The sequence below is a fragment of the Microbulbifer elongatus genome (assembly GCF_021165935.1).
Taxonomy (GTDB): domain Bacteria; phylum Pseudomonadota; class Gammaproteobacteria; order Pseudomonadales; family Cellvibrionaceae; genus Microbulbifer; species Microbulbifer elongatus.
The window spans coordinates 1,909,559-1,921,796 of the sequence record NZ_CP088953.1; the positions used below are offsets into that span (position 1 = coordinate 1,909,559).

General features: G+C 59.5%; 13 protein-coding genes. All 13 read left to right on the forward strand.

Annotated elements, in window-relative coordinates:
- The first annotated feature begins 92 nt into the window (after positions 1–92).
- The gene (locus tag LRR79_RS07840) at positions 93–1,307 is read left to right on the forward strand and encodes an IscS subfamily cysteine desulfurase (RefSeq protein WP_231759800.1); all 1,215 of its coding nucleotides are present in this window, start codon (positions 93–95) and stop codon (positions 1,305–1,307) included.
- 39 nt (positions 1,308–1,346) lie between these two features.
- Positions 1,347–1,763, forward strand: a complete 417-nt coding sequence (gene iscU, locus LRR79_RS07845; RefSeq protein WP_231759801.1) for a Fe-S cluster assembly scaffold IscU — start codon at positions 1,347–1,349, stop codon at positions 1,761–1,763.
- Positions 1,764–1,807: 44 nt separating this feature from the next.
- Positions 1,808–2,131 (forward strand): iron-sulfur cluster assembly protein IscA, encoded by a 324-nt coding sequence (gene iscA / locus LRR79_RS07850; RefSeq protein ID WP_231759802.1) that lies wholly within the window; start codon positions 1,808–1,810, stop codon positions 2,129–2,131.
- A 125-nt stretch (positions 2,132–2,256) separates the two neighbouring features.
- The gene (gene hscB / locus LRR79_RS07855) at positions 2,257–2,775 is read left to right on the forward strand and encodes a co-chaperone HscB (protein WP_231759998.1); all 519 of its coding nucleotides are present in this window, start codon (positions 2,257–2,259) and stop codon (positions 2,773–2,775) included.
- A gap of 9 nt (positions 2,776–2,784) precedes the next feature.
- On the forward strand, positions 2,785–4,665 hold the full coding sequence (gene hscA, locus LRR79_RS07860; protein WP_231759803.1) for a Fe-S protein assembly chaperone HscA: 1,881 nt from the start codon (positions 2,785–2,787) through the stop codon (positions 4,663–4,665).
- A gap of 30 nt (positions 4,666–4,695) precedes the next feature.
- The gene (fdx, locus tag LRR79_RS07865; protein WP_231759804.1) at positions 4,696–5,034 is read left to right on the forward strand and encodes an ISC system 2Fe-2S type ferredoxin; all 339 of its coding nucleotides are present in this window, start codon (positions 4,696–4,698) and stop codon (positions 5,032–5,034) included.
- A gap of 11 nt (positions 5,035–5,045) precedes the next feature.
- Positions 5,046–5,240, forward strand: coding sequence for a Fe-S cluster assembly protein IscX (gene iscX, locus LRR79_RS07870; RefSeq protein ID WP_231759805.1), 195 nt, complete (start codon positions 5,046–5,048; stop codon positions 5,238–5,240).
- A gap of 534 nt (positions 5,241–5,774) precedes the next feature.
- On the forward strand, positions 5,775–6,200 hold the full coding sequence (gene ndk, locus LRR79_RS07875) for a nucleoside-diphosphate kinase (protein ID WP_231759806.1): 426 nt from the start codon (positions 5,775–5,777) through the stop codon (positions 6,198–6,200).
- Positions 6,201–6,341: 141 nt separating this feature from the next.
- Positions 6,342–7,514 (forward strand): 23S rRNA (adenine(2503)-C(2))-methyltransferase RlmN, encoded by a 1,173-nt coding sequence (gene rlmN / locus LRR79_RS07880; RefSeq protein ID WP_231759807.1) that lies wholly within the window; start codon positions 6,342–6,344, stop codon positions 7,512–7,514.
- Between the two features lie 81 nt (positions 7,515–7,595).
- Positions 7,596–8,384 (forward strand): type IV pilus biogenesis/stability protein PilW, encoded by a 789-nt coding sequence (gene pilW / locus LRR79_RS07885; protein WP_231759808.1) that lies wholly within the window; start codon positions 7,596–7,598, stop codon positions 8,382–8,384.
- Positions 8,371–9,402, forward strand: a complete 1,032-nt coding sequence (locus tag LRR79_RS07890) for a RodZ domain-containing protein (protein WP_231759809.1) — start codon at positions 8,371–8,373, stop codon at positions 9,400–9,402. The genes pilW and LRR79_RS07890 overlap by 14 nt, the downstream gene beginning before the upstream one ends.
- Before the next feature lie 227 nt (positions 9,403–9,629).
- Positions 9,630–10,751: a flavodoxin-dependent (E)-4-hydroxy-3-methylbut-2-enyl-diphosphate synthase gene (gene ispG, locus LRR79_RS07895; protein ID WP_231759810.1), complete on the forward strand. Its 1,122-nt coding sequence runs from the start codon at positions 9,630–9,632 to the stop codon at positions 10,749–10,751.
- Positions 10,752–10,964: 213 nt separating this feature from the next.
- A complete protein-coding gene (hisS, locus tag LRR79_RS07900) occupies positions 10,965–12,227 on the forward strand; it encodes a histidine--tRNA ligase (protein ID WP_231759811.1) in 1,263 nt (420 codons plus the stop codon).
- The last annotated feature ends 11 nt before the right edge of the window (positions 12,228–12,238 follow it).

A 12,238-nucleotide genomic window follows, 5' to 3' on the forward strand; every position in this document is an offset into this window, starting at 1 on the left:
AGGCTCGGCGGTCTGACCACAGCAACATAGAACGCAATTTTAGCGACAGCAGTAAGGCGTCGACGGAAATCGGCGAGTGGAGACAAGAGATTATGAAGCTTCCCATTTATCTGGATTATTCGGCAACTTGCCCGGTAGACCCCCGCGTCGCCAGTAAAATGGCGGAGCAGTTGACCATGGAAGGCAACTTTGGCAACCCGGCCTCCCGCTCTCACCTGTTCGGCTGGAAAGCGGAAGAGGCGGTGGAAGATGCCCGCCGCCACGTGGCGGAACTGGTCAATGCGGATCCGCGCGAAATCGTCTGGACCAGCGGCGCGACCGAATCCGACAACCTCGCGATCAAGGGCGCTGCGCACTTCTATCAGGGGCGCGGCAAGCACATCATCACCTCCAAGATCGAGCACAAAGCGGTGCTGGACACCTGTCGTCAGCTGGAGCGTGAAGGCTTTGAGGTGACCTACCTGAATCCGAAGGAAGACGGCATCGTCTATCCGGAGCAGGTGGAGGAAGCGCTGCGCGAAGACACCATTCTGGTGAGCCTGATGCACGTCAATAACGAGATTGGCGTGATCAACGATATCGCCGCCATCGGCGAACTGCTGCGGCCGAAAAAGATCATTTTCCACGTGGACGCCGCACAGAGTGCCGGCAAAATCGATATCGACCTGGCGGAACTGAAAGTGGACCTGATGTCCTTCTCCGCCCACAAGGTTTACGGCCCCAAAGGTATTGGCGCCCTGTACGTACGCCGCAAGCCGCGCGTGCGTATCGAAGCCCAGATGCACGGTGGTGGCCACGAGCGCGGCATGCGTTCCGGCACCCTGGCTACGCACCAGATCGTCGGTATGGGGGAAGCTTTCCGGATCGCCAAAGAAGAGATGGCGGAAGAGGCCAAACGCATGATTGCCCTGCGCGACCGCTTCTGGAGCCAGATCAGCGATATGGAAGAAGTGCACATCAACGGCTCTGCGGAGCAACGCGTACCGGGCAACCTGAACGTAAGCTTCGCATTTGTGGAAGGCGAGAGCCTGATTATGTCCCTGAAGGATCTGGCGATTTCTTCCGGTTCCGCCTGTACTTCCGCAAGCCTGGAGCCCAGCTATGTGCTGCGCGCCCTGGGTGTGAATGATGAGCTGGCCCACAGCTCCCTGCGCTTCAGCTTTGGCCGTTTTACCACGGAACAGGACGTGGATACTGCGGCCAAAGAAGTAAGGAAGGCAGTGGAAAAACTGCGCGAGCTGTCCCCACTCTGGGATATGTACAAGGATGGTGTTGATCTCAGCACCATCGAATGGGCAGCCCACTAACGCACTGCCGAAATCAGGAATTTTTGAGAGGGTATAGTCATGGCCTATAGCGATAAAGTAATTGACCACTACGAGCACCCCCGTAACGTTGGTCGTCTTGACGACAAGGCGGACAACGTGGGTACCGGCATGGTCGGCGCCCCGGCCTGTGGTGACGTAATGCGTCTGCAGATTCAGGTAAACGACAACGGCATCATCGAAGACGCCAAGTTCAAGACCTACGGGTGTGGTTCTGCCATCGCCTCCAGCTCCCTGCTCACCGAATGGGTGAAAGGTAAGTCTCTGGACGAAGCGGCGCAGATCAAGAACACCGAGATTGCCGAAGAGCTGGCGCTGCCGCCGGTGAAAATTCACTGCTCGGTACTGGCGGAAGACGCCATCAAGGCGGCGGTGAGCAATATCCGTGAGAAGCGCGGTGAGAAGAGCGGCGAGGCCGCAGAGCAGGCTGCCGGATAAGCTCTGGTAACTGGTTGAGAAGCAAGAAGTAAGGAGTAGCACCGATGGCAATTACCATGACCGAAGCGGCCCGGGCACACGTTGCCAAACAACTGGCCAGTCGCGGTAAAGGTATTGGTATTCGCGTGGGCGTGAAGACCGCCGGCTGCTCCGGTATGGCGTACGTGCTCGAGTTTGTCGATCAGGCGGAAGCGGAAGACGAGGTGTTCGACGCGGGCGACGTGAAGCTGATCGTCGATCCCAAGAGCCTTGCTTACCTGGACGGCACCGAGCTGGATTTTGTCAAAGAGGGGCTGAATGAAGGTTTTGCCTTCAGGAATCCCAACGTCAAGAATGAGTGCGGTTGCGGCGAGAGTTTCCACGTTTAGGGCGCAAGCGCAGCAGCAACAAGGCCGGGTGCGCGACTGCATGCCGGCCTTTTTGTTATCTGGCGCTACTTTCTTGATTGGCCCCGCCCGGTCGCACCTGATTGCAGAAACGCGCAGTGAACACTATGCAACAGAATTACTTCGAAATTTTTGGTCTTCCGGTCTCCTACACGGTGGATCGCCAGGCATTGGCGCAGCGCTACCGCGAATTGCAGCAGGAATTTCATCCGGACCGCTTTGCCGCCAAATCTGAGCGCGAGCAGAGGCTGGCCATGCAGTACGCGGCGCAGATCAATGAGGCCAATAATACGCTGAAAGATCCGGTTGCCCGCGCCGCTTATCTGCTGCAATTGGCGGGGGTGCAGATCAACCCCGAACAGACCACCGCCGATGGCGAATTCCTGATGCAGCAGATGATTCTGCGCGAGCGCCTCGAAGAGGTGCGCGACGCGGCAGACCCGGAAGCGGAACTCGAAGACCTCGGTAGCGAAACCGCGCAACTGTTCAACGCTCAGGAGCAGGCATTTGCGCAGGCACTTGAAAATAACGCGCTGGAAGATGGCAAAAATGCGCTACTGAAACTGCAGTTTCTCGCCAAACTGCAGCGCCAGATTGAAGAGCTCGAAGAAGATTTACTGGATTGATACAGAACTATGGCTTTACTGCAGATCTCCGAACCCGGCCAGACCCCCGAACCCCATGAGCGCAAGCGCGCGGTGGGTATCGACCTAGGCACCACCAACTCCCTGGTGGCAACGGTACGCAGCGGCTCTGCGGAAGCGCTGCCCGCGCAAGATGGCAAGGTCATTCTGCCCTCGGCGGTGCGTTATACCGAGCAGGGTGTGGAAGTCGGTTATGCAGCCCGCGCTGCGGCGGGTGATGACCCCTACAACACCCTGATCTCCATCAAGCGATTTATGGGGCGCGGCATCGCTGATATCAAACACTTCGGCGAGCAGCTGCCGTACCGCTTTAGTGAAGACAGCTCCGGCATGCCGTCTATCGAGACGGTGGCCGGTACGGTAAACCCGGTGCAGGTGTCCGCGGAGATTCTCAAGGTTCTTGCCCAGCGCGGGGCCGAATCCCTGGGCGGCCCGTTGGACGGAGCGGTCATTACCGTGCCGGCCTACTTTGATGATGCCCAGCGTCAGGCCACCAAGGATGCCGCCAAACTGGCGGGGCTGAATGTGTTGCGTCTGCTCAATGAGCCTACCGCCGCCGCGGTGGCCTACGGTCTCGACAAATCGGAAGATGGCAGTGACGCCGCCGACAAAACCATCGCGGTCTACGATCTGGGCGGCGGCACTTTCGATATTTCTATTCTGCGTCTGTCCAAAGGAGTATTTGAGGTACTGTCCACCGGTGGCGACAGCGCCCTGGGCGGGGACGATTTTGACCGAGCCATCGCCGAGTGGATGGCGGCGGAAGCGGGCCTCGGCACCGACCACGATGCGGGCACCCAGCGCAAACTGCTGAATGCGGCCTGCGCGGCCAAAGAGGCACTGGCGAGCGATTCCGTGGTAGACGTCACCTACGGCGACTGGTCTGCACAACTGGATCGCGACAAATTGGCAGAGCTGCTCGACCCGCTGATCAGCAAAACCCTGCGTGCCTGCAAGCGCGCCCTGCGCGATGCGGACCTCAGTGCCGAGGATGTTCAGGAAGTGGTACTGGTGGGCGGTTCCACCCGCACCCTGCGTGTGCGGGAAAAAGTGCAGGAATTTTTCGGCCGTGCGCCGCACGCGGATATCGACCCGGATCAGGTGGTCGCCATTGGCGCGGCGATTCAGGCAGATGTGCTGGTGGGCAACAAGTCCCGCGAAGATCTGTTGCTGCTCGACGTGATTCCGCTGTCTCTGGGGATCGAGACTATGGGGGGGCTGACCGAAAAGCTGATCCATCGCAATACCACGATTCCGGTGGCCAAGGCCCAGGAATTCACCACTTTCAAAGACGGCCAGACCGCCATGGCCATTCACGTGGTGCAGGGCGAGCGCGAACTGGTGAGCGATTGCCGCTCCCTGGCCCGCTTCGAACTGCGCGGAATCCCGCCCATGGTGGCCGGTGCCGCGCATATTCGCGTGACCTACCAGGTGGATGCCGACGGACTGCTGTCGGTGACCGCGATGGAAAAGAGCAGCGGTGTGCAGGCGGAAATTACCGTCAAGCCGTCCTACGGCCTTGAGGATTCCGAGATCACCCGCATGTTGCAGGACTCCTATGCCAACGCCGAGGAAGATATTGCCGTGCGCGCCCAGCGCGAGGCGCAGGTGGAAGCGGAGCGCACCCTGGAGGCGATGATTGTCGCCTTGCAGGAAAATGGTGCGGAGCTGCTCAGCGAGCGCGAGCTGGACGAACTGGAGCGCGCCATGGAAGCCCTGCGCCTGGCCCATAACGGCGGCACTGCGGAAGAGATCCGCGCCCGTATCGATGAGCTCAATGCGCTGTCCGAGCCCTTCGCCGCGCGCCGTATGGACGCCTCCATCAAACGCGCCATGCAGGGCCATAGTCTGGACGAATTTGACAAGCCCTGAGGGGCGGTCGCCGATCAAGAGAAATAAGTTATGCCGAAAATTGTATTCCTGCCCCATGAAGAACTGTGCCCCGATGGCAAAGTGATTGAAGTGGAACCGGGCATCAGTGTGTGCGACGCCGCGCTGAAAAACGGTGTGGACATTGAGCACGCCTGTGAAAAGGCCTGCGCCTGTACCACCTGTCATGTGATCGTGCGTGAAGGCTTTGATTCCCTGGGGGAGCCGGATGAGCTGGAAGAGGATCTGTTGGATAAGGCCTGGGGCCTGGAGCCGGAGTCCCGCCTGTCCTGTCAGGCAATCGTGGACGAGGAAGATCTTGTGGTCGAGATTCCCAAATACACCATTAACCAGGTTTCCGAGAAACACTGAGGGCTGCCGGAATGAAATGGACCGACATTCACGATATTGCCATTGATCTCAGCGACACCCATCCGGACGTAGACCCCCTGCGGGTCAACTTCGTCGACCTGCGCAAGTGGGTGATGGATCTACCGGAGTTTGACGACGACCCCGAGCGCTGCGGCGAGAAGATCCTCGAGGCCATCCAGGCCGCCTGGATCGAAGAAAACGAGTAAAGCCCGTCAGCCGGCACCGGATCGAGTTCGGCGTGACAAAGCGATCCGGCATCCAGGGCCGTAGGGTGGATAAGCGCAGCGCATCCACCAATTCAAATGGTACAAACTTCACCTCAACACGCGTATAATCCGCGCTCCGCGAACCTGGTTTGGTTAAATAATCGACAGTTTGCGCGGTGAGGGAATTCAGGGAAGAGCAACCTGGGCCTACTCTCTTGAAATACGATGGCCGCGACGGAGACCGTTTTGTCGCAAGCCAAGGCGCTGTGAGTGCGGTGTGGTTATTCCACATAAGCGAACAGCAACGCGGGATTGCGGCAAAACGGTCCCGTCCCTTCGGGTTGCGCCCCAAAACGGGCCATGCAGCGTTGCTCGTCGCTCATTTAGCCCGCTAAACCACGCTCCTTGCGCCTTGCCTGGCCCGTTTTGGGGCAGCAACGCGGCTATCGAATTCCAAGAGAGTAGGCCCTGAGTTGCTCTTTTCGTATCTTTATTAAGACAATTTTTTTGCAAAACCTAGAAATGGAGAAAATCATGGCCGTGGAACGTACCCTGTCCATCATCAAGCCGGACGCCGTTGCCAAGAACGTTATCGGTGAAATCGAGAGCCGCTTTGAGAAAGCGGGCCTTCGCATTGTTGCCATGAAAATGGTGCAGCTGTCCCAGGAAAAGGCGGAAGGTTTCTACGCCGAGCATAAAGAGCGTCCTTTCTTCAAAGATCTGGTTGAATTCATGACTTCCGGTCCGGTTGTTGTGCAGGTCCTGGAAGGCGAGAACGCCATTCTGGCCAACCGCGACCTGATGGGCGCCACCAACCCGAAAGAAGCCGACGCTGGCACCATCCGTGCAGACTTCGCCGAGAGCATCGATGCCAACGCCGTGCACGGCTCCGACTCCGCTGCTTCTGCCGAGCGCGAAGTGAGCTACTTCTTCTCTGCAGAAGAAATCTGCGCGCGCTAATCAGCCCGCAATCGTCATCCCGGGCCTGGCCCGGGATCCAGCCCGCTGGATGCCGGATCGCTTTGTCACGCCGGACTCGATCCGGTGCCGGCATGACGGAATGTTCGAATATCCGCACCGCAATCGGTGCAAGGTGAATCCATGACCGAAGTACAGGCCGTAGAGGCTGAAACCAAGCAAGCCGAAAAAGTGAACCTGCTGGGTCTGTCCGTAGACAAGCTCGCGGATTTCTTTGCCGGTTTGGGTGAGAAGCGTTTCCGCGCGGTGCAGGTCCTCAAGTGGATTCATCAGAACGGGGTGGACGATTTCGAGCAGATGACCAATGTCAGCAAGGCGATGCGTGCCAAGCTGTCGGAGATCGCCGAAGTTCGCGCTCCTAAAGTCCTCAAGCAGATGGACTCCGCCGACGGTACCCGCAAGTGGCTGATCGAAGTCAGCGGCGGCAATGTGATCGAGACTGTCTACATTCCCGATGGCGATCGCGGCACCCTGTGTGTTTCCTCCCAGGTGGGCTGTTCCCTGGATTGCAGCTTCTGTGCCACGGGCAAGCAGGGCTTCAACCGCGACCTGACCGCGGCCGAGATCATTGGCCAGGTGTGGATCGCGTGCAAATCTTTTGGTCAGTTGCAGCCCCCTCAACCGAAACAAGAGCGTCCACGCAAGGTGACCAACGTGGTGATGATGGGCATGGGAGAACCCCTGCTCAATTTCGACAATGTGGTCGATGCCATGAACCTGATGATGGAAGACAATGCCTACGGCATTTCCAAGCGTCGGGTGACCCTGAGTACCTCAGGAGTGGTGCCCGCCCTGGACCGTCTGGCGGAAGTGACCGATGTCAGTCTGGCGATCTCTCTGCACGCGCCGAATGATGAGCTGCGCAACGTGCTGGTGCCCATCAACAAGAAGTATCCCATCGCCATGCTGCTCGACAGCGCCAAGCGCTATATCGAGAATATGCCGGACAATCACCGCAAGATGACCATCGAGTACACCATGATCCGGGAAGTGAATGACCGCCCGGAACACGCCGAGCAGCTGGCGGAGTTGTTGCGAGATGTGCCGGTAAAGATAAATCTGATACCCTTCAACCCGTTCGAGCTGTCCGATTATCAGCGGGTCAGCAACAACGCTTTGCGACGTTTTCAACAGATTTTGTTGGACAAAGGCTATACCGTAACCGTGCGTACCACCCGTGGCGATGATATTGCTGCGGCCTGTGGCCAGCTGGCCGGCCAGGTAAACGACCGCACCCGCCGCTCCGAGCGTTATCGCAACGCGGAGCGCCCGGTGAGAATTGTGGGTCAGGCTTAACGGCTTCGATCGCTTCCGGGCATTGCCGAATGGATTTGGCGTGCGAGGTTGTACGCACCCCATAACCATAAGGTGAGGCTAGTGTTAGCAAGAACTTCCCATCCGGCCCTCCTTGCCGGGTTACTGATTACCCTGTTACTGGGGGGCTGCGTCACCACCGGTCCCGGTGGTAAGCAAATCGATCTCGACAAGGCCCGGGAGACCCATATTCAACTCGGGCTGCGCTATCTGCAAAGTGGTAGCGACAACCGCGAGATGGCCCGCCACCACTTCCAGGAAGCCCTCAAACTGGGCAAAAGAGATCCGCGGGCTCATCACGGCATGGCCCTGCTGTATCAGGCGGATGGCGAGCTGAAAGTAGCCGAGTCTCACTTCGAGAAAGCGCTGCGCTACGACCGCAAATTTTCCATGGCGCGGGTGAACTACGGTGTGTTTCTGTACCAGCAGGAGCGCTATCGGGACGCCCGGGAGCAATTCAAGATCGCCTCCGAAGACCTGTCCTACAACCGCCGTTCCTACGCGCTGGCCAACCTCGGCCGCGCCGAGCTCCGCTTGCACGAACTGGAGAGTGCCGAGCAGGCGTTCACCAAGGCGCTGGCGCTGAGCCCCGGTCTGCCGGTGGCACTGCTTGAACTGGCCGAGCTCAAATTCGAAAAGCAGGACTACACCCAGGCCAAGCAGTACCTGGATCGGTTTACCGAGAGCAACCGGCAGGTCCCCCAGTCCCTGTGGTTGGGTATTCGCATTGAGAAAATCTTTGGTAATCGCGACAAGGAAAGAAGTTACGCCCTGGCGTTGAAAAACCTCTTTCCCTATTCAGCGGAAACACTGAAATACCAGCAGATGATGGCCGAAAATGAGCAGCAGTGATCCGATTTCAGAGCCGGCAGAGCGGGCCGGTGAATCCGTATCCGTTGGCAGCCAGTTGCGCTTTGCTCGCGAACAGGCTGGGTTGGGAGTGGATGAGCTGGCGCGCCGCCTGTGTATGACGCCGGACAAGCTGGAGGCGCTGGAGCGGGACGACTTCGAGCGCCTTGCCGGCGCTACCTATGTCCGTGGATACATCCGCAATACCTGTAAAGAACTGGGGCTGGATTCTGCCCCGGTTCTGCAAACCTTTGAGCAGCAGATGCCTGCAGCAGCGGCGGTGCACGTACCGGAAATGCCCCGTGGCGCGGTAATGGCGCGCGGCGAGCAGGGTGGTGGTGGCGCGCTGTTTGGTCCCGCCGTGCTGGTGCTCGCGCTCGCTGCCGCGGGTGGCTACTGGTGGTTTGGCCTGCAGCAGGGGAATACATCGCCGGCGGTTGATCCGGCAATGACTGACGTCAGTACCGACAATTTATTTACCACCGAGGCCGCGCCCGCATTGGCGGGCGAGGCGGCCCGCGGGGATGACATCCTGGCGACTGCCCCAGCGGAACCCGGCGATGTCGAAGTGCCGGTTGCGGACTTGACAGAAACCGCTGCCGAGGTGGCACCTGCACAGGACGCGACGCAGGCGGCTGAGGAAAATACTCAACCGTTGGCTGCGGCGATCGAAGCGGCCTCGCCAGAGGTTGCGGCGGAGCCAGAAGTGGCCGAACCCGTTGCAGCCCAGGCGCCTTCCGTTGCCGAAGAGCCCGCTGCCGGTGCTGTGGGGGGCGTGCCTGCACAGGGGTTGTCGCTGGCCTTCAGTGAGGAGTCCTGGGTGGAAGTGACCGATGCCACAGGCAATAAACTGCTGGCCAAGCTGCAACCGGCCGGGTCTACGGTAGAGCTGACCGGTGAGGCGCCTTTCAGCCTGATGCTGGGTAATGCCGCCGCCACCACCGTCAGCTATGCCGGTGAGGTGGTCGACAGTAAGCCGATCGGCAATCGCCGTACTCGCAAGCTGACTGTGGGTGGTTGACCGGGCTGTTTGAATCAATCCATCTATCTAGTAGGAGCCTGCCCCGCAGGCGGGCAGAAGTAGCTCCGGCGCGGACCGCTTGCAGGGCAGGCGCCTACCGACACAGCGACTCCCAAGGCTCGCAGGGTGGATTTTCACCCGTACCCTGTAGGTTTCCCGCCAACCTATCTATAATCCGTCCCGTTTTTACTATCCATCAACCGGCAAAAACCAACGCAGGTTCCGTTATGCAGTTTGAGTCACCCATAGTCCGCCGCGTGTCACGCCAGATCATGGTGGGCAATGTACCGGTCGGCGGTGGTGCCCCCATCTCCGTGCAGAGCATGACCAATACCGAGACCTGCGATGTGGCCGCCACGGTGGATCAGATCCAGCGCTTGGAGCAGGCCGGGGCGGATATTGTGCGGGTATCGGTACCCTCCATGGACGCGGCGGAAGCCTTCGGCGAGATCAAAAAGCAGGTGTCTGTGCCGTTGGTGGCCGATATCCACTTCGACTATCGCATTGCCCTGCGTGTGGCCGACCTGGGTGTGGACTGCCTGCGTATCAATCCGGGCAATATTGGCCGGGAAAAGCGCATCCGCGCGGTGGTGGACAAGGCCCGGGATCTGAATATCCCGATCCGCATCGGCGTAAACGCCGGCTCCCTGGAGAAGGACCTGCAGAAAAAATACGGCGAGCCCACCCCGGATGCCCTGGTGGAATCCGCCCTGCGTCACGTGGACATCCTGGATAGCCTGAACTTTCACGATTTCAAGGTGAGTGTAAAAGCCTCGGACATCTTTATGGCCACCGCGGCCTACCGCAAACTGGCGACCCAGATCGAACAGCCCCTGCATCTGGGGATCACCGAAGCGGGTGGCCTGCGCTCCGGCACCGTCAAATCTGCCATCGGCCTCGGTGCTCTGCTGTTGGACGGCATTGGCGATACCCTGCGGGTGTCTCTGGCCGCGGATCCGGTGGAAGAAGTCAAAGTCGGCTGGGACCTGCTGAAAAGCCTGCGCCTGCGCACCAAGGGTATCAACTTTATTGCCTGCCCCAGCTGCTCGCGCCAGAACTTCGACGTGGTGAAAACCATGAACGAACTGGAAACCCGTCTCGAAGACATCACCACCCCGCTGGATGTGGCGGTGATCGGCTGTATCGTAAACGGCCCGGGCGAAGCAAAAGAGGCGGACATCGGTCTCGCCGGTGGCACCCCGAGCCACGCGATTTACGTGGATGGCCAGCCGGACCGCAAATTCAAGAACGACAACCTGGTGGAAGACCTGGAAAAACTGATCCGCGAAAAGGCTGCGGCCAAAGCGGCCCAGGAAGCGAGCATCATTGCCAAGGAAACCACCGGATAATTTAGGCATCCCGTCATCCCGGTACCGGATCAAGTCCGGCATGACAAGGCGATCCGGTATCCAGCTCCAAAACTGGATACCGGCATTCGCCGGCATGACGGCACAGCAGAATTTTAGATACATCGTCATCCCGGACTCGATCCGGGATCCAGCTCCGAAACTGGATACCGGCCTCCGCCGGCATGACGACAGAAAAGACGTTAAGGACACCCGTTGAAACAACTTCGCGCCATCCGCGGCATGAACGACCTGCAGCCCACCCAGTCTCCGGTGTGGCAATACGTGGAAAGCACCCTCAGCGAACTTTTCGCGCGCTACGGCTACAGCGAAATCCGCACACCCATCCTGGAAGCAACCCAGCTGTTCGCCCGCGCGGTGGGTGAAGCCACCGACATCGTCGAAAAGGAAATGTACACCTTCGACGACAAGAGCGGTGACAGTGTCACGCTGCGCCCGGAGGGCACTGCCGGCACCGTCCGCGCGGCGATCCAGAACAACCTGCTGATCCAGCCCCAGCGCCTTTGGTACTTCGGCCCCATGTTCCGCTACGAGCGCCCGCAAAAAGGTCGCCTGCGCCAGTTCCACCAGTTCGGTGTCGAGGTCTTCGGTATTCAAGGCCCGGATATCGACGCTGAAATTCTGATGATGACCGCGCGCCTGTGGAAGCAGCTGGGTGTGTCCGAGCATGTCTCCCTGCAGTTGAACTCTCTCGGTAATAGCGAGAGCCGCGCCGCGTATCGCGATGCATTGGTAGCGTACCTGTCAGAGCGCAAGGATCAGCTGGATGAAGACAGTCAGCGCCGCCTGGACAAGAATCCGCTGCGAATCCTCGACAGCAAAAATCAGGACACCCAGGCGCTGTTGGAAGGGGCTCCCTGCCTGCTGGACTTCCTCGACGACGAATCCCGCGCCCACTTCGACCAGTTGCGCGCATTCCTGGATGCCGCAGGGGTAGCCTATGAGGTAAATCCGCGCCTGGTGCGGGGGCTCGACTACTATGGCAAGACGGTTTTCGAATGGGTCACCGACAGCCTGGGGGCCCAGGGCACCGTGTGTGCCGGCGGCCGCTACGATGGCCTGGTGGAGCAGATGGGTGGCAAGCCCACCCCGGCGGTGGGTTTTGGCCTCGGTGTAGAGCGCCTGGTACTGCTGCTGGAAACCCTGGAAGTGCTGCCGGAGGCCCTGGATCAGCAGGTGGATGCCTACCTGGTTGCGGTGGGTGATGTACAATCAGCCGCCCTGGCGGCCGCCGAGCAGCTGCGCAGTGATCTACCCTGGCTGCGACTGCAGACCCACTGTGGAGGCGGCAGTTTCAAGAGTCAGATGAAGAAGGCCGACAAGAGCAATGCGGAATACGCGTTGATCGTCGGCGAAGACGAGGCTGCAAATGGGCAGGTGGCGGTGAAATCCCTGCGTGCAGACGTCGAGCAGCAGACGGTTGCGGTCTCTGAGCTCGCCGCGCTGTTACAGAATTGATAGGCCGTGCG